This window comes from Pseudomonadota bacterium (assembly GCA_022361155.1).
Taxonomy (GTDB): Bacteria; Myxococcota_A; Polyangia; order Polyangiales; family JAKSBK01; genus JAKSBK01.
On sequence record JAKSBK010000603.1, the window covers coordinates 1 to 23,771 of the forward strand.

Consider the following 23,771-nt stretch of genomic DNA (forward strand, 5'->3'; position numbering starts at 1 on the left):
CCCGGCCATGCGCATGAACGACGCTGCTTCCAGTGTACTGGTCGCGATCGGCCGGCCCGCGCTCGCGCCGCTGCTGGAGCTGCTCAAGGGTAAGAACAAGGCGGCGAATACGATCGCCGAGCAGTATATCGCGGCGATTCGCGAACGGGATCCCAATGCTGCGGCCGCCATGGATGCGGGTGCCATTGTCGGATACGAGGCAACGTTCACGTTGGGCAAGCTCGGCTACCGTGAGGCCATGGATGCGTTGCTCGCCGAAACGAAGGTCAAACATGAAGGTCGTAGGAATGCCGCCGCGATCGCGCTGGTTAGCTTGAATCGTTCGGAGGCCGACACGGCCAAGGTGGTGGAAGCGATCAAGCGCTGTTTCGCAGCAGCCGAGAAGATCTCGAGACCTCAGCTGCTGGTCGCGCTCCAGCATATGTACTCGCAGCGGGCCATGCCCTTCCTGCTGCAGAATGCGAAGAGGGACGAGCGGGAGCTGCCCGACATCCGCGTGCTGGCGTACGCGGGCTATGCGATGCTCGCCAACAAGGCCGAAACCAGCTCGCTCAAAGCCATCGTGAACAAGGAGAAGCGAGTGGGCGGGTTTCGAGAAGCGTTCCAGCGTTACGACGCGGCGCTCGACGCCGCTCGGACCTGCGACACCGACCTGGGTTGCTGGGCTGGCAAGCTCGGGGACAAGGACAAGCTGGTGGTGCGCAAGGCCGCCAACATGTTGGCTCGATATGGGCGGGGTAACGATCAGGCCGTTACGGCCCTGGTGGAGCGGCTCGGGCATCGGAACCTGGAGGTGCGCTACGCCGTGCTGAACGCGCTCGATTTTGTTGCCGTCAGAGGCAGCGAGGCTGCCATCGCCAAGATCGACGAGCTACGGCGCCGTGAGGAAGGGCGGTCGATTTGGAACAACTTCAAGCGCGAGGCCCTGCCGACCCGCCACAGGCTAGCCGCCCGGGCTCAGGGATAAGAAGGTCCCCCTACGAGCACGCGCACGAGGACCAAGGCGGGTCAAGATTACATGCCAGGTCGGCTTTGAGGCGCCCGGCCAGCAAGGCGCGCTGTCGCGCGAATACTCCCTGTATTCGAAGGCGGCGCAACACCGCTGGACGGGCTGGAGCGAAATCGAAGTGGCGATGTTGTTTTGACCCGACGTCTAAGTCGCGCCAACCCTGCATGGCGGATGAGACTTGAGCTCCAGGCCGCGCTATGCTGCGCTCGAATGAGGCGCGTCCTTCGGGAGGCTTCCGGGTTGGTTGTCCTGCTCGCGGCCTTGAGCACACTGTTCTACGCCATAGTGCAGCTGCGAGGCCGCGAGTACATCGCATGCTTCGTGCTGGTCCTTACAGGGCTATCGCTGCTGCACGCTGCGGTCGAATTGCTGCGCCCTTCGGTGGGGGAGTAGATGTGGGGCTTGGCCTCACGTCGCGCTACTGTGGCGGCGAGCCTGTTGGCTGCATGCGGCACACAAGAGACGACCCATGCGACGACCGGCCACACTAGCGTTCCCACCGCCACGGCCGCCGATCCGGGCCTGGTCGTTGCCACCGTCGATGGTGCTCCGCTCGGGCGCGACGAGCTGGTATCCGCGGCGCAGGACTTGTCGCTCTCCGCAGCCACGGCGCTGCGGCTGCTCGAAGCAGAGCTCTTGCTTGCTGGCGAAGCAGAGCGATTGGGGTATGGCTCGGATGCGAGCGTGACGCGGGCGGTCACGCAAGCCATGGTTCAGCGATTGCTCGCTGACGAGGTCGAGCAAGTGCAGGTGAGCGGCGCTCAGGTTGTCGAGGCTTATAGAAGTTCGGGTGAACGCTTTCGGAAGCCGGAACGCCGCGCTGTGGCTCACGTCGTGGTCAAGATCGGGAAAGGGGCTGAACCAACCCTTGACGCCGACGCACGGAAGATCGCTCGGCAGTTCGTCATCCGGTTTCGTCAGCACTCCGACGAGGCAGTGGTGCTTGAAGAGGCGCAAGCGTTCGAGGGTTCGTCCTTCGAGATCGTGGCCGAACAAATCGCGCCGTTCGGGCGTGAAGCCGCATTGGTCCACGATTTCGTCGGGCCAGTGTTCGAACAGGCGCAGGTGGGTGTGCTGCCGCGACCGGTGCGCACCGAGTTTGGCTGGCACGCAATCAAGATCACGCAGATCGCTCCCGAGCAGAACACGCCGCTCGAAGAGGTGCGCGCGCAGCTGCGGCGGGAGTTGGCAGCACGTGAGCAGCGCAGGCGCTTCGACGCGCTCGTGGAGCGGCTCGAGAGCCGGAGTCGCCTGAAGCTGCACGGCGAGCTGTTGGAGGTTCTGGACGATCCGGGTTCAGTCGCTCGGAGCCTGCGCAAGTGAGTCAACGCTCCCCGTCGAGGCGTCGCCGCGTCGAGCATGAAAGGGACCAGCACAACAGCGGGCTTACACCGTTGTTGGCGCAACTGTGGCGGGCCGACCCTACGGTACTGGCCGCCGCCTTTGTAGACGGAGAGGGCGAGACCATAGACTACTTTTCTTCGCTGGAGCCCTATGCCGCCAAGCTGTGTGCGGCCCAACTGGTTGCGTGGGCAGGACAGCTCTTTGCGCGCACCAGCAGGTTGGCGGCCGGCACGCTTTACGAACTCGAGGTCTGGGGTGAGCAGCGAGCCGTTGTGCTGCGCCGCATCGACGACGACTATGGGCTGGCTGTCGTCCGTAGGGGGCACCCGGAGTTTCGCTACCTGGCTGAAGCCATGCCCCGCGCCATCACAGCGTTCCGGCGGGAGATTGTCTTGCCTGCTCCCAGATGGGAACCCGCCGCCCAGCCCTTGCACGTCGAGACACGGCCCGCTACGGGTTGGTCGTATGCGCCCTGCTCCTTCAGTGTAGGTAGTACGCGCACCGAAGTCAGCGAGGTGTTGGGGCGCTTCAGCAGCCTGTCCAGACGCGGAAACCAGTGGTGCTTTCGGGTACGCACGGAGCACGGCGAGGAGCTCACGTTGGTACAGGGCCCCGGCGACCAGTGGCAGCTGCGGGCTTTCTGACGGGCCCCAAGGCGTCGGGTCAAAATAACATCGCCACTTCGATTTCGTTCCATCCCGTCCAGCGGTGTTGTGCCGCCTTCGAATACAGGGAGTATTCGCACGACAGCGCGCCTTGCCGGCCGGGCGCCTCAAAGCCGACCTGGCAATGTTGTTTTGACCCGACGCCTAATTCGTTGCCGCGCTAGGTGGCTTCCATTAGCATGAAATCAGTGAGCAGAAGCTGCCGGGCCTGCCATTCGAGCTACGCAGACATTGTGTTCTTTTGTGGCCGTTGCGGGGCGATCACGATTCAGGATCAAGATCCGTCGGACATTGACCGGAGGCTGGGGCGGCAACTCGGCGGCTATGTCATCGTGGCCCGTGTGGCCGACGGCGCCATGGGTCGCGTCTACGAAGGGCGACATCCGAAGACCAGGGCCCGCGTCGCGATCAAGGTGCTGCACGACCAGGTCGCCAAGGACCGCGTCGCCGTGGAGCGCTTCAAGCGGGAGTTCGAAACGGCCCGTGAGCTGAACCATCCCAACATCGTTGAGGTTCTGGAGTTCGGGGAAACGTCGGACCGCTCCTTCTTCCTGACGATGGAGTATCTGCAGGGCGAAGAGCTGGGGAAGCTGCTAGCTCGGGAGGCGCGCCTGCCAGCGCCGCGTGTCTTGCGCATCGCTTGCCAGGTGGCGAGGGCGCTCCACCACGCGCACTCTTTCGGTTTTATCCACCGGGACCTGAAGCCCGACAATATCTTCCTGTGCGAGGCCGGCGAAGGAGACGTGGTGCGCCTCCTGGACTTCGGCGCGGTCAAGCTGCAGCTGGATCTCGGACCGAAGCTGACGGCGTTTGGAACCACCCTGGGCTCGCCCTATTACATGGCCCCGGAGCAAGCGCTCGGTCGGCAGGACGTGGATCAACAGAGCGATGCGTTTGCTCTGGCGGCGATCGTCTACGAGATGCTGACGGGTAGAGTACCGTTTGAGGGCAAGAGCGTTGCAGCGATCCTGACGCAGCTGATGAAGGCGGATCCGCCGCCCCCCAGTTCTTTGGTCGAGGTACCCAAGACGGTAGACCCCGTTCTGGAGAAGGGGCTCGCGAAGGATAAGAGCCACCGCTATCGCAACACATTTCAACTTGCTGAGGCGTTGGTGGGGGCATGGGGGCTCAAGGGCACGGTCGATGAGTGCGCAGACTCGCCGCAGGGACGCCTGAGCCAGGAACTGTCCGAGGCTTCGCCGCCATCGCTCGAGTCACAACCCGCCGGCGGCTCGCTCATGGACGTGCCGGACTCGGAGCTGCAACCAGCTGCAGGTGCGGGATCGTCGGTGGTCCCCGGCCCGGCTGGTATCCGCGAGATGCGAGCTCCGAGGTTACTGGTCGGGCTCGCGGCAGTGGCCGTCTTGGTGGCAGGTCTGCTCGCTCTGCTGGCGCACTAGTGCCGCTTGCCAGGGGTTTGTGATCGATTGGCGTCGAGGGCTGTAGGTCGCTGGCAAGGCGCTCCGGGCTTTCCTCGCGCTCCCGGATGGATGACCGAGCAGAACCACCGGGTCTTGGTTTCCGGCTGTGGCGCGGGGGTAGGCATTGCGCAGGCGCACCGTCATGTAGCTAGCCCAGCTCGAAGCCGGGGAAGAAGTAGCCGACCTCGAACTTTGCGGTGTCCGTCGAGTCCGAGCCGTGGACTGCATTCTCGCCGATGTTGCTTCCGAACTCTTTGCGGATGCTGCCGGTGCCGGCCTTGACTGGGTCGGTCGGTCCCATGAGGTCCCGGTAGCGTTGTATCGCTTGCTCGCCTTGTAGAACCATCACAACGACGGCCCCGCGGGTCATGAAGTTCACGAGCTCGCCGAAGAAGGGTCGCTCCCGGTGCACGGCGTAGAAGCCCTCGGCCTGAGGGCGTGTGAGATGGATCATCTTCATGGCTACGATGTCGAGCCCGGCCTGCTCGATCATCCGCACGATGGATCCGATGCTGTGCTGCTCGACTGCGTCGGGCTTGATGATGCTTAGTGTCCGCTGCATGTGATTGACCAGTGTCGTGGAACAGTGATTACCTGCATAATTCGGTGAGCAATTGGCGTCGAAGGGGCCGGCAAATCAACGCCGGCTGCGGTTCAATTCCGATGCAGTGCAGAGCTATTTCGAGAAGATAGCCGAAAGGCGGTCGCTGGTTCAATCGGCGTCAAGGGCCGCCGAATTATGGGAGGGGTTTCTGTTCCAGGACACTAGCTTAGGAGTTTCTTGAGGGTCGAGCCCATGTCGGACGGCGTTGGTGCAATGTGGACCCCCGCTGCCTTCAGGGCTTCGATCTTGTCCGCAGCGGTGCCCTTGCCGCCCGAGATGATGGCACCAGCATGACCCATACGTTTTCCTGGGGGAGCTGTAACTCCCGCGATGAAGCCAACCACGGGCTTGCTGAAGTGCAGCCTGATGTACTCCGCAGCAGCTTCTTCCGCCGAGCCCCCGATCTCGCCGATCAGGATGATCGCGTCGGTCTCGTCGTCGCAGCGAAAGGCCTGGAGCACATCGATGAAATCCGTCCCCTGGACCGGGTCGCCACCGATACCGACGCAGGTGCTCTGACCGATGTCCAGGGCTGTCAGCTGGCCCACTGCCTCATAGGTGAGCGTTCCGCTGCGCGACACGACCCCTACACGGCCCCGTTTGTGCACATGACCTGGCATGATGCCGATCTTGCATTCGTCCGGAGTGATGACACCCGGGCAATTCGGCCCAATCAGGCGTGTCTTGTCCTGAGCGTCCAGCACGCGGCGCACACGAATCATGTCGAGCGCTGGGATGCCCTCGGTTATGCACACCACCAGCTTGATCTGCGCATCGATGGCCTCGAGAATCGCATCGGCGGCAAAAGGAGGTGGGACGAAGATGCAAGATGCGTTCGCGTCCGTCGCCGCCACGGCATCGCGCACGGTGTTGAAGATGGGCACCCGGTCATCGAACTTCTGCCCAGCCTTGCCGGGCGTGACGCCTGCCACCACATGTGTCCCGTAGCTCAACATCTGACCGGTATGGAAGCCGCCCGCGCTTCCCGTGATGCCTTGCACCAGCAGCCGCGTCTGCTCGTTTACGAAAATGGCCATCGTATTGCCTCCGGCGTCGCCTATGCGCGGCCAGCGCTCACCTGTTCGACGATCTTGCGCGCGCCGTCAGCCATGCTGGACGCCGAGGTAATGGCGAGCTGCGACTCGGACAGGATTCTGCGTCCCTGCTCTACGTTCGTGCCCTCGAGTCGCACCACGAGGGGCACCTCGAGACCCAGAGCCCGAGATGCCGCCACGATCCCGTCGGCGATGATGTCGCATTTCATGATGCCCCCAAAGATGTTCACGAAAATGCCTTTGACATCCGACGAATCCAGGATGATCGAGAACGCCTTTTGGACCGCTTCCCTGCTTGCTCCGCCGCCTACGTCTAGAAAGTTGGCAGGCTCGCCCCCGAAGTGCTTGATAATGTCCATCGTGGCCATCGCCAGACCCGCGCCGTTGACCAGGCAACCGATGTTACCTTCGAGCTGAATGTAACTGAGGCCCGCCGCCTTGGCCTCCGTCTCTGTGGGATTCTCCTCGCTCAGGTCCCGCAGCTCGCCCCACGTCTTGTGGCGAAAGTCGGCGTTGTCGTCGAAGTTCAGCTTGGCATCCAAAGCCAGCACGTGGTTGTCTTTGGTCACGATGAGCGGGTTGATTTCGGCCTGGGAGCAGTCCTCTGCCTCGAACAGCTTGACCAACGAAGCCGCCAAGCTGCCAAACTCCTTGAACGCGCTCCCGCCAAGGCCCAGCGCGAACGCGAGCTGCCGGGCCTGGTAGCCCGCCAGCCCCACAACGGGATCGACGATCACCTTGACGATCTTCTCTGGTGTTTGGGCGGCGACCTCTTCGATCTCCACGCCGCCTTCCGTGGAAGCCATGACCACGATGCGGCGGGTCTCACGATCCAGCACCGCCGCTACGTACAGCTCGCGCTCGATGGCCAACCCCTGCTCGATCAACACCCGCAGGACCTTCTTGCCGGCTGGGCCCGTTTGGTGGGTCACGAGCACCTTGCCAAACAGTTGCTTTGCAGCTTCCTCCGCCGCCCTGACGCCTGTCACTACCTTCACGCCACCCGCCTTGCCCCGGCCGCCCGCATGTATCTGGGCTTTGACGACGACGACCTCGTTGCCGGTCTCGGCGACCAGCTTGCGCGCGGTCTGCGCGGCGTCTTCCGGCTTGAAGATGGCGGCTCCCTGAGGGACCGGGATCGCATAGGCGCGAAAGATCTGCTTGGCCTGGTACTCGTGCACGTTCATGAAGGGTTCCTCCAGCGCTGCCCGGCCGGCCGTTCTCGGATGTCGGGTCGGCGGCTGCGGATCACAGCTTGGCCGAGGCCTCGATCAGCTCCCTGACCGCACCCGCGCTCTTCTCGAGCCCTGCCTTTTCGACGTCCGAGAGCTCGACCTCTACCACCTGCTGCATGCCCTGGCCGCCGATCACAACCGGGACCCCGAGGTACAGATCCTTGTAGCCGTACTCACCCTCGAGATAGGTAGCGCAAGCTACGAGCTGGTCCTGACCCTTGAGGAAGCTCTCCGCGATCTGAATGGCCCCGGAGGCTGGCGCATAGTACGCACTGGTACCCATCAACTTGACTATCTCGCCGCCGCCAAAGCGAGTGCGCTCCACGATGGCGTTGAGCGTGTCCTCGGGCAGAAGCTGGCGCACGCCAATACCGTTGATCGTGCAGTAGCTGAGGCACGGAACCATGGTGTCGCCGTGACCACCCAGCACCAGGGTGCGCACCGACTTGACGCTGACCCCGGCCGCCTCGGCCAAAAAGCACTGAAAGCGCGCGCTATCCAACCCGCCAGCCATGCCCACGACCCGCTCGCGTGGGAAGCCGGTGATGCGCTTGAGCTCATAGACCATGGCGTCCAACGGATTGGACAGCACGATGACAAACGCGTCGGGGGCCTTGTGTTTCACGTTCCCGGCCACGTCACGGATGATCTTGAGATTGATGGAAAGCAGATCGTCGCGGCTCATGCCGGGCTTGCGGGGCACGCCTGCGGTCACGATCACCACGTCGGCGCCCTGCACCTCGTCGTAGCTGGCCGTGCCTGTGAGCCGGACGTCAAAGCCCTCGAGCGCTGCAGCCTGCATCAGGTCCAAGGCCTTGCCTTTGGCCACGCCTTCTTTGTCCGGAATATCGAGCAAGACAGCATCGCCAAGCTCACGACGGGCCACCATGGCCGCTAGCTCCCCTCCGATATTGCCCGCTCCCACTACAGCGATTTTCTTGCGTGCCGGCATCACCTGTCCTCCGTGTACTTTGGGTTGCTATACCACATCGTGAGCCCGCATCGGTTACCAACTTGGAAACAAGCGGGCCGAAGCCGTTGGGCTTCGGTCACGGCAGCCGATGCTAGCTTGTGATCCGTCGTATCCGCCCGCATCGGGTTCCGGGGAGCGCCGGGCGGACGCGTTGCCGCTTTAGCTGCCCCTGGGATGAAAACGCGCGTGCATCGCACGCAGGTGTTCCCCGCTCACGTGTGTGTAGATCTGCGTCGTAGATATGTCCGCGTGACCCAAGAGTGTCTGCACGAGGCGCAGATCCGCACCACCTGCCAGCAGATGCGTGGCAAAGGAGTGACGGAGCTTGTGCGGCGACATCGGCTTCACGATGCCCGCCGCGAGCGCGTACTTCTTGATGTTCTTCCAGAAGGCCTGACGCGTCAGGGCGCTGCCGCGCTTGGTGACAAAGACGGCGGGCTCGGATGGCCGTGCCCATTTCCCCCGCACCAGGCTCAGATAGTCGGCAAGCGCTGCCCGCGCGGCCGCACCAATGGGTACCAAACGCCTCTTGCGGCCCTTGCCAAAGGCGGCCACGTAGCCTTGCTCGAGACGCACGTCGCCGAGCGCTAGCGAGGTGAGCTCCGACACGCGCAGGCCGGCAGCGTACATTGTCTGCAACATCGCCACGTCGCGTTTGCCAAGCTCGGTACCCTGGTCCGGAGCGCTGAGCAACCGCAGGATCTCGTCCTCGGTCAGCACGCCGGGCAGCTTCTGTCGCAGCCTGGGTGCCGGCACGGTGGCGCTCGGATCACGTTTGACGAGGCCCTCGCGCACCAGATGCCGGTACAAGCCCCGGATCGAAGACAGAAAGCGAGCTTGCGACCTGGCGGACAGCCCGCTTTCGGCGAGTGCTACCAACACCCCGGGGATCAGGTCGGCGCGCGCGGACGCGAGGCTCAGTTCCCGAGCGTGGAGATGGCCGACATAGCGATTCAGGTCGGCCGCGTAGGCCTCGACCGTGGCGCGGCTCAGCCCCCGCTCCACCTGCAGGTGCTCGATATAGGCGTCCAGCCACGGCTCGTCGCGCCGGAGGGCGTCGCTCGCGGCTCGACCGCGGTTGCCTGCCTGTGCACAGGCGCGAGCTCCGGTGTCGCCTCGACCCACAACCCTCGAGTATCGCCGGGATCGGCGATCTGTAGCAAAGAATCGCCGGTCCAGGTCTGTCCGAACGCCCGGCTAATACAGCTGTTCCAAGGCGATTTGCAGCCCCACAGGGGCGCGGCCCTGCTTTTCGGCCGGCGTTCGCGTCAACGGGACTGCAAGACTGAAGCGGGCCAGGCCCCGCTGGAAACCGCCCCAGTCAACCTGCAGGTGCAGTCCTGCACCAACCTCCGCATGGCCCCGCAGCCGGCGCTTTCGCATCTCGGTGGGATCGATGGATACGGGGTTGACCAGCATTCCTCCGGCGCCAAACGCGGCGAGCTGTATCTCCCGCACCCAGCCGAGCTGGAACAGATTCCAATCGAGGCCCGCGACTGCGGTCCACCGGTGCTCGAAGGCCGCGTACAGGCGGGCATCACCAAGTGCCTCGCCGAACTCGAAACCGCGCAAGACAAAGCCGTCGGCCAAGTCGGGCCGATCCGCCGGCAAGAATTTGCCCGCGACCAGATCGGCCCCCCCCAGCAGGAACGTTACGTTACGTAAGCCGAGTGGAACGAGAAGCGCCGAGCGCAGGCCGGCCGCCACGAGCGGACCTAGCGCGCCGTCGTCACCGCGCACGAACCCCAGGGACAGGTCGCCCTTGACGTAGTAGCCCCGCCTGGGGTCCTGGATGAAGCTGATGGTGTCGGACTTCAGCTGCGCCAGCGCAGCGAACCGGTAGCCGCCGCCCGCATCCCCGGACGGCCACAAGCGGCGAAACTCCAACCCGGCCCCCGCGCTCAGCGGCCGGCGGTTCGTGTGCACCTTGGGACCGAAGCTCTCCACATACAGCGCCCGGGCGCCGGTCCATCGGGGGCTGCCGTTGATGGTGCCGGCAATCGTATGTTCGAGGTCGTAGCGTCGCCGCAGCGCAAAATCGGCGAAGCCCTGCCACTTGCCACCCGGCAAGTACTTCACATCCCACCATTGAACCAGGGGGGGCCGCCACGGCAGCCAGTTCGCGTCGTCCGCGTAGGGATGACCCTGCGTCGCCCTCGGATCCTGCGTCAGCCTGCGGCGGGGATCGATCTGCACTCTGTCGAGCGGCGCTTGGCTCCGCAGCGTGACCGTCCCGCGCTGGCCCGATCCACGCCAGCGGCCCCTTAGCTCGCGGCCGTCGCCATCGATCGCCAGGACCTCGACGGGCTCGACGACCGCTGCACCCTCGCGCAGAATCTCGACCCTGTGCTCGAAGCCGCCGGTGGCGAGCGGCTTGGATCCAAAACGGAGCAGCTTGTAATTGGTGAGCAAGCGTGGCGCGGCCAGCCACTGGTCGAGCCGCGGCTCGAGTCGGGGCGCGGCTTGGGCAAGCGCCTCGCGCACCGAAAGGCGTCGATCCAAGAGCGCTCCCGCGAAGCGCTTGAACTCGGGACCACGCATCGCGTCCCGAGCCGCCTCGAGCAAGCGGCGGCCGCGTGCAAGCAACAGCCGTGAGTGAACCGGATCGTCCCGGAAAACGTCCCGTTCCGCCACCGCACCGAAGTACACGTCCTCAAACGGAATCTGCGGTGCGTACAGGAGTTGATCCACGATGGGATGGAACGAAACCGCTGCCAGGATCTGATCGGGACGCAGCCGCTTGCCGGCGCGGCGCGAATCGTCGAGATCCGCCAACAGCACCGCTCGCAGGTCGGCAGCCCAACCGCGATCGGCGGCCCCGTCCTTGGCCCCGAAGAGCTCGAGGGCCGCGTGCCTGAAAAGCGCACGCCGCAAGGCGCGCTCGTGAAAGGCCCGGGCGACCTTGAACGGCAGCACTTCGAACAACCGGTCGGACACGACCACGGTCGATCCTGCGAGCGAGGTCAGCTCCACTCGAGTGGGGATTCGAACAACAGCCGGCGGATCAGGCGGTGGCAGATCGCTCGCCCGCAACGTGAGCTCCACATCCCGCAGCACGCGCTCGACGCGCCTGGGCACGTCGATCTTCAGAAGATCGCGCAGCCCCCAGATTCCCTGAGCCTCGGGCTCCGGAGCGCGATACGGCGCGCTGGAGGCTATGTAGCGCGTGCGCCGGCCTTTCGATCCAAGGGGCTGCACGTGAATTCGCCGAGCCATGAAGACCGGCAGATACGAGCCCTGCGCCTGCAGCTCGGCAGCTCCTTGTACGCGGCGTTGCGCGGCCCACGCCTGGTATCCGGAGGCCAGGCTCAGTTGGATGTGGTGGGGCACATCGTAGTCCCAGCAGTCATTCTGCCCCACCACCAGCGGGTACCAGGGCGCCAGCAGGGCGAGCGCGTCGCCCGCGCGGCCGAGGCGGCCAAAGCGAGCAGGGACCACCAAGCGGAATCGCAGCGAGACGCTCACGATCCGGGCGGGCCCGGGCGGAAGCTCAACCAGCGCGTCGCCTCCCGAAGCGTCGCGGGAACGCTCATGCCCCGCGGGATAGCGCACGTAGCGCAGGCGCGCGGGCGAGCCGTCGACCCGCACATCGCTGAGCTTGATTCCGCCGTAGGCGCGCTGGCGCGGGTAGACCCAGCGATAGCTGATCTCGTCCATCACGGCAGGGCTCACTGCCAGACGGTCGGCATACAGCCACAACCGAACGTGAGCCTCGTTGTGCTTTACCCGCACCCGCACCCGCATGCTGGCGTGCACCAAGCCCTGGTTGGGCATGGCGCGAACCCTAAGCCCGTAGCCGATCGGCTCTGCAGCGCTCGCGGGCGGTGGCCATCCTAGGAGCGCGATCGCTCCGATGCACAGCGGTGCCACAAAGGCGGCCGCGGCAGCGCAGAGGAGTTGCCCGTGTAGGAGGAGAGTGCTAGTTTGTTCACGGATCGTTGGCGCGATGCCGCTCGACATCGATCTGACACCGGTCGTAATAATCCTCTGTGCTGGGTTGGGCGTAGTCGCAGGTTTTCGCGCGGCCGAGATGCATGCGAGATCCTTTGTTCGCCAACGTTCGCGGCGTTTGCTCCGGAGTTGGGACGCGGCAAACGACCGCCGCTCGACGGCGCGATGCGTTCCTCCGGGGCCCCGCGGATCGTAACGGAGCCGATTGTGACAGACTGGCAGGCTTTGGAGGCAATACCTGAACAAGCGCTTCCCAACGGTGCGAAGGATGGCTACGGCGGAGTGGCTATAACTGGCTGGCATGCGATCGTGGAAAACAGCAAGGCGATCGCGGGAAAAAGGACCAAACGGTGACCAGGCTCTGAGTTTGAGCCTATTCCCTGAGACGAGGCAACGAGTAACCCATGGGATTCCTTCTCGCGTGCATGGCCAGTCGAGCCGACCGACTAGCTGAGCTGCTCACCAACGAGATGGAGGCGCTCGGCCAAGCGCCGGCCCGCACCAACGGGTGGGGACTCGGCTTCTATCAGTCCGGTGAGGTACTTCACAAGAAGCACCCGCAACCGTCGGACGAACCCATCGACTGGATCCAAGCTATCGAGGGGGTGAGATCTCACTGCGTGATCGCCCATGCCCGGGCGATCGGCACTCCGGAATGCCGCGCGGAAAACACCCACCCCTTCCGCATGCGCCAGTGGCTCTTCGCACACAGCGGCGACGTCGATCGCTTCGAGGTGCTCAAGCCCCGGTTGCTGGAGACCATGCCGGACTTCATTCGCCGCAATATCCGAGGATCCACGGATAGCGAGCATCTGTTCCATACCATTCTCTCTTTTGTGCACGACTCCGGACAGCTGGACAGCCCGGATGCCCAGGACCAAACCGTGACCATGGCCGTGCGATCGGCAGTGCGGTTGGTGGACCGTCTTACGGCCGAAGTGGGTGGCGAGCCCGGGAACCTGAACCTGGTGATCACCAACGGCCGGCATCTGTATGCGCTTTGCCGGGGAGGACCCATGGCCTTGCTCGCGCGCGAGTCCGAGCCGCAGCCTCGCGACGCGCCCGAGGAGGCCGCGACCAGCGACGTGGCGAGCCTACGCCGCGGCTTTCGCTACACGCTCTTGGCTTCCGGGCTCGAGCAAGCACCCGTGGGCTACCAGACGATGCGGCAAGGCTGCATGGCTACGGTCGACCGGGACTTCCGCGTCAATCTCGAGCCGCTCTAAGGAGACGCCCAACTCCCGCACGGCCTTACAGGCTCAGGGTTGGCGTAACCGTTGACGCCTGAAAACCCGACTTCCTGGAGCCTGAACGGTTAGGGGTTGGCGCGTTAGGGCTTGGGTGGTTTGCTGTCCGACGACCACTGCTTGAGGATCTTGTGCCGAAGCTCGGCTCGGCGCCGGCGGGCAGCAGGAATCAGCGCCGAACGAGGCCAGCGGCGCAGAATCGTACGGATGGCGTTGCGCGCCTCGTCGAGGCGCCCATTTGCTTCAGCGCAATGGCTGAGCAGCCAGGCCGCCTCCACGTGCAGGTCCCGATCTACGTTCTGCCCCAGAACCTGACGGGCGTACACGGCCGCTTGCTCGGCTCGACCGAGCCGCAGCAACGCTCGACCGAGCTGCAACTTCAGCGCGGGTAGATGGGACGCCCCCTCCTTCAGACGTATCGCTTCATGGAACTTATCCGTCGCCTCTGCAAAACGACCCGTCCGCATGAGCCCGAGCCCCGCCTGGTAGGCCGCAACCGAGAGGTCTAGCCGAAACTGCTCCACCGTGTCGCGGAAGACCTGCGCCTCCGTGCGCGACAGCTGCTCAGCACGAACATCGTCGTAGCCTTCCACCACTGCAACCCGCTCCCGATGCTTAATAAGCTTGTAATAGTCCGCCGCCTTGGCCTCGGCGTTGGCGCGCCGGGCAGCCTGACGGGTCTGTTCCGCCACATCTCGACGCAGGTCCTGCACTTGGCGCGCGAGCGTCTCCTTCTCCGACTCGATCTCACCGACCCGCACGTCGGACCATAACTTGAGCCCCACAAAAGACAGCGTCGCGACCACCACGTAGGCGACGGCGCCGTTCCAGTTGAATCGACGCTCGTAGTCCGCCTGCCGCTTGCCTATGGACTTGATATCCGCAGCGAGCGAGTTCGTGAGGTTGTTCGTCTTGATGACCAGACTCCGAGATTCGATGATCTCCTTCTTGATCTCGCGAATCTCGTCGTCGACATCCTGCATCTCGGCCGGGATAACGCCCGCGTCCGGCCGTGGCAAGGAAGCGCGGCACGGCGGCCCCGCAACAGCCTGGAACCATGTATCGTGCCTGGTCCCGACCGAGCCCAGCCCCAAGCTATCGCTTGACTGGCGCAATTGGGCATCCTAAAAGCCGGATGGAGGAGCTTTGCGTATGCGTCAGATAGGGTTGCGGTTGTCGTTGGTCATGAGTCTATGCCTAGGGGGACTCTGTGCTTGTGGTGGGTCGTCGGAGTACCAGGTGCTCGGCAGCGCCAAGGCTGCCGGTGCCGACGGCATCGTGGAAGTGGAGGAGCTGGAAGGTGGCAATGTCCTGGCCACGATCCACCTCGAGCACCTGCCACCGCCGGGACGGATTGCTGAAGGGGCGAGCGTGTACGTGGTGTGGTTCACCGGGCAGGGTCAGCAGCCGATCAAGGCAGGCACCCTTGCCTACGACGACGATGCAAGGACGGGACACCTGGTCGCTACCAGCCCTCTGAAAGCATTCGAGGTCAAGGTGACAGCCGAAAACAACGCAGCTGTGGCGACGCCCAGCGAGGCCGTGGTGGTCGTGAAGCGGGTCGCCGTAGACGACTAGGGTGCTCCGCGAGCCCTCGCGGGCACTTCCCTGCCCATAGCCGCCGTCGATCCTGCCGGAATGGCGGACAGCTTGCGCGGCCGCACCCGCGTCGCGGGCCGATTCGCGGGCCGATTCGCAGGCTGATAGTGTTTAGTGGAGCCGCTCGACATGTACGACACCTCCGACATACGCAAGGGTCTCAAAATCCAGATCGACGGGACTCCCTACGCCGTGGTTGAGTTCCAATTCGTCAAGCCAGGCAAGGGTCAGGCTTTCACACGCACCAAGCTCAAGAACATGTTCAATGGAACGGTTATCGAGCGCACCTACCGATCTGGCGAGAAACTAGAAAAGGCGGATCTGGAAGAACGCCAGATGCAGTACCTGTATGCAGAGGGTGACCACTTCGTGTTCATGGATACGACGAGCTACGAGCAGCTGCACTTGTCGGCCGAACGGCTGGGCGACAACCGGTACTACCTCGTGGATGGCCTCACGGCACAGGTACTGCTCTTCGATGGGCAGCCGATCGGGGTCACGTTGCCCAATTTCGTTGAGCTCAAGGTTTCGAGGACCGACCCCGGGTTCAAAGGCGACACAAGTGGCAGCGTGAGCAAGCCGGCTACGCTCGAGACGGGGCTTCAGGTCAACGTGCCGCTGTTTGTCAACGAAGAAGAGACCATAAAAGTCGATACCCGCTCCGGCGCCTATGTCGAGCGCGTCACGCTCAAGAAGCATGGACCCTAGTTCCTGCCGCCTCCTGCCGCCAGCTGCAACATCGATTAGCGGGCAACTCATATCACCAGTCTGACGATTGAGCAGGAACGCGGTTGAGCAGGAACGCGGTTGAGAGTTAGTTTGGTGAGGCTCCGCATCGATGCGGGCTAGTGCTCGACAGACCCACGACCTTCCCGCCGGTGCACGGGTCACCGTGTCGGGACGAGTCGTCTTGGCCGAAGCGCGCGAGTTCGTGCTGCGCGACGATACATCTTCGCTTCGCGTCGCAGCGAAGAACGCTCTGCCAGCTGCCGGCTGCTGGGTGACCGTGCACGGGCTATGGAACGGTAGCGTGATGCGGGCAGAGCAGATTCGAGTCGTGGCGAGCACGGCTCGTCCCGGCACATCGGACGGCGAGTGGAACTGGGGCCAAGGACGCGTTGCCGGGTCGCACGGCAACCATCTCGAGATGCTCAAGGCCAGGCACCGGTTGCTGCGTGGCATCCGGCTCTTCTTTGATGACCAAGACTTCGTCGAAGTGGAGACGCCGGCGATCGTGTCAAGCCCAGGGCTCGAGCCGCACATCGAAGCCTTTGAAGTCGTCGGTGGTGACACCACTCGCTGGCTGCACACGAGTCCCGAATTCCAGATGAAGCGCCTGCTTGCCGCCGGCCTACCGCGAATCTACCAAGTCTGCCGGGTCTTCCGGCGCCACGAGCAAGGGCATCTGCACCAGCCCGAGTTCACGCTCCTGGAATGGTACCGGACCTTCGCTGGCAGCCGGGACGTCATGCGCGACACCGAGCGACTCGTGGCCGCGCTGGCCGAACGATTGCTGCAGTCGCATACGATCCGAGGACACGGTGCTCCGGTGGACGTGAGCCCACCGTGGGACCGCGTGACCTTGACGGAAGCCTTTAGTCGCTACGCTGATGCAAACCTGCAAAGCGTGGCTCGCGACGAGGAACTCTTCTTTCGATTGCTGGTGGAAAAAGTCGAGCCCGAGCTCGGCCGAGGACGGCCCACTTTCGTGACCCATTATCCAGCAAGCATGGCGGCGCTGGCACGGCTGGACGCAGAAGATCCACGTTTCGCGGATCGTTTCGAAGCCTACGTCGACGGGGTGGAGCTGTGTAACGGCTATGGCGAGCTGGTCGATTCCGTGGAGCAACGCCGCCGTTTCGAGCGCGAGCTGAAGGCCCGACAAGCACGCGCCGCAGCGATCTATCCGATCGACGAGCGATTCCTGGCCGCGCTGGAAGAAGGCGTACCGCCCAGTGGTGGCAACGCGCTGGGTGTAGACCGGCTGCTGATGCTCATCCTCGGCGTCAGACAGATCGAGGACGCGGTCGCCTTTGGCCAAAGCCGGCTCTAGGCCCTAACGATACGAAGGAGGGGGTGAAGGCAGGGCGAGCTGGCTCTCTAGCCTGAAGTTGTGCTCCGCGGCTGTTCGCTGGTCCAGCACGATCTGCGCGCTTTGCACCTGGCGCGACAGGGCGTGAATCGCACGAGCATAACGTGGCTGCGGGTCGAGGCGCTGGGCTTGTCGGAGCGCTTGTTCGGCCGTTCGCAAGCCGTGCAGCTCGTCTTCCGCTCGCCTGCGCCCGAAGCGACGCGCTTGCCCCAAGTTGTAGTATACGCGTGCACGCTTGACCGCAGGCAGCCACACCAGCCGCCCCCCGCGCTCGAGCTGTTCGAGTACCTCGCGCCCCTGAAGCCATCGACCCGCACGCATGAGGTCCAGCGCGCGTCGGGTCTGAGGCAGGTCGACGTCGATCAGCTCGACCTCGATCATGCGCTTGCGTTGACTGGTCAGCGCTTGAGCGCGGCGAGCCAACGTGTCTGCAACGTGCTCGCGAGCACGCTGGCGGCTGGTGGACTTGCCCATCGTTCGCAGCGTCAGCCGTTGCAGGCGCCGACCCGACTTGGCGTCGTACACGATGAGCACGAGCTTGCCGGTGACCGTTGGCACCTCGTAAACGTACGAACGCTGCACCGTGTAGCAGCCCCACGCGTTGCAGATCGACTCCGGCCGCGTCGCCCAGCGGCTATGCATCTCCTCATCGACGCCCAGCCTGAACATTACCACCACGGTGGCCGGACGCATCTTGCCGGCACGACGAGACTCCTCCCATTGATGCCTCGAGATCATCTCGACACGCGTACGCCCGCTCGCCCCCACATGCGCGGCGAAGCGCTCGGCGATTCGATCCTCGAGCATGCTCTCGCCTCGCAGCACCCACACATTGGGGAACGCGCGTACCGGGACGCTCGCAGGCTGCACCAGGTAGCCACGCGCCCACGCCGACCCACCGCAGCCGGTCAGACAGACGCCAGCCCAAACGCCCAGCATCAACCACCGGCCAACAACGAGGTTCCGAATGCAGGCGCTCGCTTGCATGGGTCAGTCGCCTCCGAGCCGAACGCCCGAAAGAGCCGTCACCCGCCGGGACCGCGGCTTCGAGGCACGAACATGCTTAGCTTAACGCGCCGACTGCGATGCGCTAGCGAAGCGCAGCAACTCGGTCACTCGTCAGCGGTCCGCTGTTTCGCTTCCGCCCATAGCGCGTCGAGCTCCTCCGACGATGCGCCTTCGGGCGTCTTGCCGCGAGTGCGCAACGCCGCCTCGACGTAACGGACCCGGGCCCTGAAACGGGTCAGGCTACCCCGCAAGGCGAGCTCCGGATCGTGGCCGAGCTTTCGGCCCAGATTGGCAAGCGTGAACAACACATCGCCGAGCTCGTCGAGCGCGTTGGCCTGGTCGCCCGCTGCAATGGCGGCGTCGAGCTCCGAAAGCTCTTCCGCGAGCTTGCGCCGCACCGCTGCCACTTCCGGCCAGTCCAACCCAAGGCGCGCGGCCTTCTCGCCCAGGCGTTGCGCCGCCAGCAACGCGGGCAGGTTCTTCGGAACGCCGTCCAGCACGCCCCGCCCGGCCTTTTCCGCGGCCTTGATCCTCTCCCAGTTGACGACTACCTGGGCAGCGTCCGCCACGTGCTCATCACCGAAGACGTGCGGATGGCGGCGCACCAGCTTGTCGCAGATCCCGCTGACCACGTCATCGATCCCGAACCACTGTCGTGCTCGCGCGAGCTCCGCTTGAAACACGATTTGGAGCAGGAGATCGCCCAGTTCCTCGCACAACGGGTCCGGCTGCCCAGCTTCGACTGCCTCGACGACCTCGTAGGCCTCTTCGATCACGTACGAGCGCAACGATTGCAGCGACTGCGCACGGTCCCAGGGACAGCCGCCAGGTGCCAGCAGCCGCCGCATGATCTCCACCAGACGGGGCAAGGTGCTGCCACTTGGCCGAGGGTCCATGGCGCGGACATTAGTACCACGAATAGGCGAGCTCGCCCGCGGCCGGGGTGGCCCTGCGGGCTTGACGCCGACCCCGTCCACCGGCACCTTGCCCCGCCAGAATGAAGTACAAGAAGTCGGCTGTGAGCTCGGCTCACATCGTCGCAGCGGCAACCCGGGTCCTCGCGCGCCAGGGGTACGCCCATACCAGCCTGATGGACATCGCCAACGAAGCGGACATGTCCAAGGGTGCGGTGCATTACCACTTCCCCACCAAGGAATCGCTCATGACGGTGGTCCTGCGCGAAGCCTGCGATGCCGTGGCCCGCGGCACGCTGGCCGCCTGGACCGAGGGCGACAACCCCCTTCAATCCTTGCGCTCCTCGCTGCAGGAGCTGTGGCGGGTACGTGCACAGCGCACCGATGAGGCTGTGGTGGTTGCCGACCTGCTGGCCCAGAGCCTGCACGATTCCAAACTGCGTTCCCCGCTCTCCCAGTATTACCGCTTCGCGGTAGAGCAAGTCGAAGCCCATCTCCACGAGCAGCTGGGCAAGATCGGCTTGAAGCCGAAAGTGCCGCCGCAGCTGCTGGCCCGCCTGCTCCATGCCCTCCTTGACGGCCTGCTCATGCAGGCCCTGGTGGATCCGGACGCCTTTGGTCCCGACGAAGTTGTCGACGCCCTTGAAAGCGTTTCCTTGGCCATGCTCGATTTCGGCGGGCAAGCCACGCCAGCACGGGACCTGCAGCCAAGCCAAACGCCAACGGAGGACGAGTGACGACCTCGACGGCAGGCCGCTCCGGAGCCCTGGATCCGTTGGGCGATATCGTCGCCCAGCAGGCAGCCGTGCGCACGCTTCAAAAAGCGCTCGAACGCGATACGCTGGCCCAGGCCTACCTGTTCGAAGGACCCGATGGCGTTGGAAAACACAAGACCGCACTGGCACTTGCCAGCGCCAGACTGCTCGCCGGCGCGCAGCCTTCGCACCAAGCCGAGTTGCTGGCCAAGCTCGCCCACGGGAACCACCCCGATGTGCGCGTGTTTCCACCGCGCACGGAAGGCAACCGCAATCTGCCAGTTCGGATCGTCCGCGATGAGATACAGAGCTACATTCAGTACGCACCCTTCGAAGCCCACGCAAGCTTCCTCGTGTTCCCGCAGGCGGACATCTCGTTGCCCGCCCAACACCCCGAGGCAGCCAACGCACTGCTCAAGGCACTGGAGGAACCGAGGGCCAACATTCACTTCGTTCTCACGTCCGCACGTCCGCAGCGCCTGCTGCCCACGATCCGGTCCCGTTGTCAACGCGTGCGTTTTGGGCGCCTGCCCGATCGGGTGCTGGCGGGCATCTTGCGCGAACGTGGCGTGCCCGCCGAGACGCTAGAAGCCGCGATCATGTTAGCAGACGGCCGCGCGGATCGCGCCATCGAGCTAAGCCAGGAGGGCCGCTCCTTGGAGTTGGTCGAGTTGGCGCTCGAGCTCGACGCTGCGATCTCGGCCACAGAGCCTTCGGCGCAGCTTGACGCGGCTTACGGCCTGGCACAGCACGAACAGCGATCGCTGGCTCTGGAGACCCTGGCTCGATTCTACCGGGAGGTCGCCCGGGCCGGACTCGGATTCGGAGGCCGGCCGGAGGCTCCCTCGAAGCAGTGGCAGGCTGCAAGGGCACGTGCCGAACAGGTCGCTCCGCACGAGGCGGCAAGCCGGGTCGCGCTGATCGCGCAGCTGGGCGAGGACCTGGATCGAAACGCCAACGCCCTGATGGCGCTGGAATCCATGCTCATGGAGCTCCGCCACGCCGGACGCGCATTGGCCCGGCGCCGGATCGACGAGTAGCGGGCTCGACGTGCCGATCGAACCCTACGTCCATGCGCTCATCGCCCTTGTGGCGGTGTCGGATCCGCTCAGCAAGGTGCGGCTCTTCGAGGGCATCGTGGGGGAGTCCCCAAAGGCTCAGCGGATTCGAGCCTGCAACGCCGTAGCAGCGGGCATCCTGCTCGTGCTGAGCTTCGCGGCGCTCCTGGGGGTGCTGCTCGGCCGGCTCTTTGCGGGCGACTGGGCGGGAACCATAACCGGACTGGGCGGCTTGATCATGTCCATGGTCGGTATTCGCATGCTGGGCATGCGCTACACGCTCCCGGCCTCCGGAACACTGGGCCCCAACCACCTGATGGTGCCGTTCTGTTTCCCGCTGTTCGTGGGCCCAGCGGCCATGATTACGTCCGCCACGCTGGCAGCCTCGCTCGGTACGCAAGGGCTCGAAGTCCTGGGGGCCGCGCTGCTATCGTTCGCCGCCGCCGCCTGGCTCATGCTCTATCGGGGGCCACTACTAGCCGAGCACGCCACGCCCAATCTCACCCGATCGATCACGCGCATCGCAGGCATGACGCTCGCGGTATTGGGATTCGTACTTGGTATGTCCGGCATCCGCACCCTGCCCCTCGAGCGCTACGGGCGCGACCGGCCGGCGGCTGAGCAGCTGCCCGACCTACCTGAGCCCCCCTGACATTGCTGCTCGCGAGCGCCCGCTCCAGCGCGCTTGATCCAGGACCATCCGACCCGGCGCCGTCCGACCCAGCCGATCCGGGACCGTTCGACCCAGCCGATCCAGGCAGCCGTGTTTGATCCCATATCGGATGTGCCGCGCCCGCAGCTGCTGCTACAACCTCCCCCGTGGGCGATCCTCTGCAGTACTGGCTGATGAAGAGCGAGCCGAGCGTGTATTCGATCGACGACCTGCAACGCGACGGTACCGCCGAATGGGAGGGAGTACGCAACTTCCAGGCGCGCAACCACATGCGCGCAATGCGCGTCGGCGACCTGGCGTTCTTCTACCACTCCAATGCCACGCCCCCTGGTATCGCGGGGCTCATGCGGATCTGTCGCGAAGCCTATCCGGACGACACCCAATTCGACAGGCGCAGCAAGTACTTCGATCGACGCTCACGATCGTCCAAACCCGCTTGGGATCGCGTGGACGTAGCCTTTGCGGCGCGTTTCGACGTGCTGCTGCCGCTGCACCTGCTTCGAGACGATCCCGCACTACAAGGCATGCTGGTCCTGAAGCGAGGCATGCGCCTTTCGGTGCAGCCCGTGAGCGAGCCACATTTCAGGCACATTCTCGAGCTGGCAGGAACCAGACCAGCCCAAGTGCAGTGAACGGTTATCAGTACGCGCAGCACCCCCGGCTCTGGTATTCTTGAGCTCCATGGCCTTTTGGTTGCGGTTCTGGGGCGTGCGGGGCAGCATTGCCTGTCCCTCGCCGCGGCACATGGCCTTTGGGGGTAACACGAGCTGTGTGGAAGTCCGTGCCGGCGATGAGCTTCTGGTCCTGGACGCGGGCACCGGCATTCGTGAGCTGGGGCGCAGCTTCTTGCGCCAGGACGTGAGACGTGCTCGCCTGCTCCTAAGTCACACCCACTGGGACCATATCAACGGCTTTCCTTTCTTCACACCGGCCTATCGGCGCGATCGCTCGCTGCGGATCCTTGCGGGACATCTGAGCGACCGGGGCGGCGTGAGGCAGATCCTGGCCGACCAGATGACGACACCCATGTTCCCGGTGCCCTTTGACAATCTCCGGGCCGATCTCGACTTCGAGGACTTCCGAGCGGGCGACAGCTTCGCGCTCGGAAGCTCGCTTCGCATCAGGACGGCACCGTTGAACCACCCCGACGGCGCCACGGGTTATCGCATCGAGCATGCCGGCAAGGCGTTGTGTTATGTTACGGATACGGAGCACAACGCCGACCGTCAAGACCAGAACGTCCTCGGACTCATCGAAGGAGCCGACCTCGTCATCTACGACAGCACCTACACGGACGAGGAATACCCCCGCCACCGAACCTGGGGCCATTCCACTTGGCAGGAGGGCGTGCGCTTGTGCCGCTCCGCAAACGTCAAGCACCTCGCTATCTTTCATCACGATCCCGACCACGAGGATGCGTTCATGCACCAAGTGGAAGCGGACGCTCGCCGCCTGTGGGACGGCGCGTGGGTGGCGCGCGAGGGCGCCCGTATCGAGCTGGCCTGATGCTACGCGAGCAACACCCCACGCACCTGGCCTGGCTGGACCTGGAGATGACGGGTCTCGACCCGAACCGCGACGTGATCCTACAGGCCGCGCTCGTCGTTACCGACGCCAACCTGCAGACGCTGGAAGAGTACGCTTGCGACATCTGGCAGCCCCCGGAAAGCCTCGCCGCGATGACACCCTATGTCCGCGAAATGCACCAGAGCAGCGGCCTGCTGCGGCGCGTGACCGAATCGCAGGTCGACCTCCGCGCCGCCGAGCGGCAACTGATCGAGAGGGTAACAGGCTGGTGCGTCTATCCCGCCAAACTGTGTGGAAGCAGCGTCGGATACGATAAGCGCTTCCTGGAGCGCTGGATGCCTGGACTCGACGGCTACCTGAGCTATCGCGTGCTGGACGTGACGGCCGTCAAGCTCGTCGCCCAGCTCTGGTACGGCGACGACGCCGTGTTCGCGAAGAAAACGGCCGGGGCCCACGATGCGCGCATCGACATCCGCAACTCGATCGCGGAGCTTTCCCACTACCGCGCCACCCTCTTCAGGCAAGCCAAGCGCACGCCTTAAGCGAGGATGACCTTGAAACGGCGTAGCTACATGCCGGTGCAAAAGTAGGGGAGGTTTTTCAATGGTTTCGGTAACCGGATAGCTGGGCGGCCAATCGAA

At 64.5% G+C, this 23,771-nt stretch carries 24 protein-coding genes; 15 read left to right on the forward strand and 9 right to left on the reverse strand.

The window, feature by feature from the left end; genetic code table 11:
- From MJD61_22695 to MJD61_22715, 5 genes are all read left to right on the forward strand, one after another.
- A partial coding sequence (locus MJD61_22695; GenBank protein MCG8558069.1) for a hypothetical protein occupies positions 1-967 on the forward strand: 967 nt, incomplete at its 5' end.
- Positions 968-1,219: 252 nt separating this feature from the next.
- Positions 1,220-1,402 (forward strand): hypothetical protein, encoded by a 183-nt coding sequence (locus MJD61_22700; GenBank protein MCG8558070.1) that lies wholly within the window; start codon positions 1,220-1,222, stop codon positions 1,400-1,402.
- 9 nt (positions 1,403-1,411) lie between these two features.
- Positions 1,412-2,332: a peptidyl-prolyl cis-trans isomerase gene (locus MJD61_22705; protein MCG8558071.1), complete on the forward strand. Its 921-nt coding sequence runs from the start codon at positions 1,412-1,414 to the stop codon at positions 2,330-2,332.
- Positions 2,329-2,997, forward strand: a complete 669-nt coding sequence (locus MJD61_22710; protein MCG8558072.1) for a hypothetical protein — start codon at positions 2,329-2,331, stop codon at positions 2,995-2,997. The genes MJD61_22705 and MJD61_22710 overlap by 4 nt, the downstream gene beginning before the upstream one ends.
- Before the next feature lie 209 nt (positions 2,998-3,206).
- Positions 3,207-4,418, forward strand: coding sequence for a serine/threonine protein kinase (locus MJD61_22715; GenBank protein ID MCG8558073.1), 1,212 nt, complete (start codon positions 3,207-3,209; stop codon positions 4,416-4,418).
- A 169-nt stretch (positions 4,419-4,587) separates the two neighbouring features.
- Here MJD61_22715 and ndk read toward each other — a convergent pair whose 3' ends face one another.
- The 6 genes from ndk to MJD61_22745 form a co-directional block, all read right to left on the reverse strand.
- A complete protein-coding gene (ndk, locus tag MJD61_22720) occupies positions 4,588-5,001 on the reverse strand; it encodes a nucleoside-diphosphate kinase (GenBank protein MCG8558074.1) in 414 nt (137 codons plus the stop codon).
- Between the two features lie 203 nt (positions 5,002-5,204).
- A complete protein-coding gene (gene sucD, locus MJD61_22725) occupies positions 5,205-6,080 on the reverse strand; it encodes a succinate--CoA ligase subunit alpha (protein MCG8558075.1) in 876 nt (291 codons plus the stop codon).
- Positions 6,081-6,100: 20 nt separating this feature from the next.
- Positions 6,101-7,285 (reverse strand): ADP-forming succinate--CoA ligase subunit beta, encoded by a 1,185-nt coding sequence (sucC, locus tag MJD61_22730; protein MCG8558076.1) that lies wholly within the window; start codon positions 7,283-7,285, stop codon positions 6,101-6,103.
- 61 nt (positions 7,286-7,346) lie between these two features.
- A complete protein-coding gene (gene mdh, locus MJD61_22735; GenBank protein ID MCG8558077.1) occupies positions 7,347-8,285 on the reverse strand; it encodes a malate dehydrogenase in 939 nt (312 codons plus the stop codon).
- A gap of 180 nt (positions 8,286-8,465) precedes the next feature.
- The gene (xerD, locus tag MJD61_22740) at positions 8,466-9,431 is read right to left on the reverse strand and encodes a site-specific tyrosine recombinase XerD (GenBank protein ID MCG8558078.1); all 966 of its coding nucleotides are present in this window, start codon (positions 9,429-9,431) and stop codon (positions 8,466-8,468) included.
- A gap of 72 nt (positions 9,432-9,503) precedes the next feature.
- Complete coding sequence (locus MJD61_22745) at positions 9,504-12,080, reverse strand: hypothetical protein (GenBank protein MCG8558079.1); 2,577 nt, start codon at positions 12,078-12,080, stop codon at positions 9,504-9,506.
- 581 nt (positions 12,081-12,661) lie between these two features.
- On the opposite strand from MJD61_22745, the gene MJD61_22750 reads away from it, so the two are divergent.
- Positions 12,662-13,483, forward strand: a complete 822-nt coding sequence (locus MJD61_22750) for a class II glutamine amidotransferase (GenBank protein MCG8558080.1) — start codon at positions 12,662-12,664, stop codon at positions 13,481-13,483.
- A 104-nt stretch (positions 13,484-13,587) separates the two neighbouring features.
- Here the strand turns inward: MJD61_22750 and MJD61_22755 are convergent, their stop codons facing one another.
- A complete protein-coding gene (locus MJD61_22755; protein ID MCG8558081.1) occupies positions 13,588-14,523 on the reverse strand; it encodes a tetratricopeptide repeat protein in 936 nt (311 codons plus the stop codon).
- Positions 14,524-14,656: 133 nt separating this feature from the next.
- Between MJD61_22755 and MJD61_22760 the strand changes: the two genes are divergently transcribed.
- The 3 genes from MJD61_22760 (at position 14,657) to genX (ending at position 17,156) form a co-directional block, all read left to right on the forward strand.
- The gene (locus tag MJD61_22760; GenBank protein MCG8558082.1) at positions 14,657-15,082 is read left to right on the forward strand and encodes a hypothetical protein; all 426 of its coding nucleotides are present in this window, start codon (positions 14,657-14,659) and stop codon (positions 15,080-15,082) included.
- Positions 15,083-15,232: 150 nt separating this feature from the next.
- Positions 15,233-15,811 (forward strand): elongation factor P, encoded by a 579-nt coding sequence (gene efp, locus MJD61_22765; GenBank protein ID MCG8558083.1) that lies wholly within the window; start codon positions 15,233-15,235, stop codon positions 15,809-15,811.
- A 130-nt stretch (positions 15,812-15,941) separates the two neighbouring features.
- Positions 15,942-17,156: an EF-P lysine aminoacylase GenX gene (gene genX, locus MJD61_22770; GenBank protein MCG8558084.1), complete on the forward strand. Its 1,215-nt coding sequence runs from the start codon at positions 15,942-15,944 to the stop codon at positions 17,154-17,156.
- A 3-nt stretch (positions 17,157-17,159) separates the two neighbouring features.
- Here the strand turns inward: genX and MJD61_22775 are convergent, their stop codons facing one another.
- Both MJD61_22775 and mazG read right to left on the reverse strand, forming a co-directional pair.
- The gene (locus tag MJD61_22775; GenBank protein MCG8558085.1) at positions 17,160-18,182 is read right to left on the reverse strand and encodes a hypothetical protein; all 1,023 of its coding nucleotides are present in this window, start codon (positions 18,180-18,182) and stop codon (positions 17,160-17,162) included.
- Positions 18,183-18,307: 125 nt separating this feature from the next.
- Positions 18,308-19,099, reverse strand: a complete 792-nt coding sequence (gene mazG, locus MJD61_22780) for a nucleoside triphosphate pyrophosphohydrolase (GenBank protein ID MCG8558086.1) — start codon at positions 19,097-19,099, stop codon at positions 18,308-18,310.
- A gap of 122 nt (positions 19,100-19,221) precedes the next feature.
- Between mazG and MJD61_22785 the strand changes: the two genes are divergently transcribed.
- From MJD61_22785 to orn, 6 genes are all read left to right on the forward strand, one after another.
- Positions 19,222-19,854 carry a TetR/AcrR family transcriptional regulator gene (locus MJD61_22785; GenBank protein ID MCG8558087.1) on the forward strand — a complete coding sequence of 211 codons (633 nt, stop codon included), beginning with the start codon at positions 19,222-19,224 and terminating at the stop codon, positions 19,852-19,854.
- Positions 19,851-20,912 carry an AAA family ATPase gene (locus MJD61_22790; GenBank protein ID MCG8558088.1) on the forward strand — a complete coding sequence of 354 codons (1,062 nt, stop codon included), beginning with the start codon at positions 19,851-19,853 and terminating at the stop codon, positions 20,910-20,912. Before MJD61_22785 ends, MJD61_22790 begins: the two co-directional genes overlap by 4 nt.
- 10 nt (positions 20,913-20,922) lie before the next feature.
- On the forward strand, positions 20,923-21,582 hold the full coding sequence (locus MJD61_22795) for a hypothetical protein (GenBank protein ID MCG8558089.1): 660 nt from the start codon (positions 20,923-20,925) through the stop codon (positions 21,580-21,582).
- Positions 21,583-21,776: 194 nt separating this feature from the next.
- A complete protein-coding gene (locus MJD61_22800; GenBank protein ID MCG8558090.1) occupies positions 21,777-22,235 on the forward strand; it encodes an EVE domain-containing protein in 459 nt (152 codons plus the stop codon).
- A 49-nt stretch (positions 22,236-22,284) separates the two neighbouring features.
- Positions 22,285-23,109: an MBL fold metallo-hydrolase gene (locus MJD61_22805; GenBank protein MCG8558091.1), complete on the forward strand. Its 825-nt coding sequence runs from the start codon at positions 22,285-22,287 to the stop codon at positions 23,107-23,109.
- A complete protein-coding gene (orn, locus tag MJD61_22810) occupies positions 23,109-23,672 on the forward strand; it encodes an oligoribonuclease (protein MCG8558092.1) in 564 nt (187 codons plus the stop codon). The genes MJD61_22805 and orn overlap by 1 nt, the downstream gene beginning before the upstream one ends.
- The last annotated feature ends 99 nt before the right edge of the window (positions 23,673-23,771 follow it).

Excerpts from the sequence above, each read along its gene's own strand:
- MJD61_22700 (MCG8558070.1), top strand. The coding sequence starts at position 1,220 with ATGAGGCGCGTCCTTCGGGAGGCTTCCGGGTTGGTTGTCCTGCTCGCG.
- ndk (MCG8558074.1), bottom strand. The coding sequence starts at position 5,001 with ATGCAGCGGACACTAAGCATCATCAAGCCCGACGCAGTCGAGCAGCAC.
- sucD (MCG8558075.1), bottom strand. The coding sequence starts at position 6,080 with ATGGCCATTTTCGTAAACGAGCAGACGCGGCTGCTGGTGCAAGGCATC.
- sucC (MCG8558076.1), bottom strand. The coding sequence starts at position 7,285 with ATGAACGTGCACGAGTACCAGGCCAAGCAGATCTTTCGCGCCTATGCG.
- mdh (MCG8558077.1), bottom strand. The coding sequence starts at position 8,285 with ATGCCGGCACGCAAGAAAATCGCTGTAGTGGGAGCGGGCAATATCGGA.
- MJD61_22745 (MCG8558079.1), bottom strand. The coding sequence starts at position 12,080 with ATGCCCAACCAGGGCTTGGTGCACGCCAGCATGCGGGTGCGGGTGCGG.
- MJD61_22750 (MCG8558080.1), top strand. The coding sequence starts at position 12,662 with ATGGGATTCCTTCTCGCGTGCATGGCCAGTCGAGCCGACCGACTAGCT.
- MJD61_22760 (MCG8558082.1), top strand. The coding sequence starts at position 14,657 with ATGCGTCAGATAGGGTTGCGGTTGTCGTTGGTCATGAGTCTATGCCTA.
- efp (MCG8558083.1), top strand. The coding sequence starts at position 15,233 with ATGTACGACACCTCCGACATACGCAAGGGTCTCAAAATCCAGATCGAC.
- genX (MCG8558084.1), top strand. The coding sequence starts at position 15,942 with ATGCGGGCTAGTGCTCGACAGACCCACGACCTTCCCGCCGGTGCACGG.
- MJD61_22775 (MCG8558085.1), bottom strand. The coding sequence starts at position 18,182 with ATGCAAGCGAGCGCCTGCATTCGGAACCTCGTTGTTGGCCGGTGGTTG.
- mazG (MCG8558086.1), bottom strand. The coding sequence starts at position 19,099 with ATGGACCCTCGGCCAAGTGGCAGCACCTTGCCCCGTCTGGTGGAGATC.
- MJD61_22800 (MCG8558090.1), top strand. The coding sequence starts at position 21,777 with ATGAAGAGCGAGCCGAGCGTGTATTCGATCGACGACCTGCAACGCGAC.
- MJD61_22805 (MCG8558091.1), top strand. The coding sequence starts at position 22,285 with ATGGCCTTTTGGTTGCGGTTCTGGGGCGTGCGGGGCAGCATTGCCTGT.
- orn (MCG8558092.1), top strand. The coding sequence starts at position 23,109 with ATGCTACGCGAGCAACACCCCACGCACCTGGCCTGGCTGGACCTGGAG.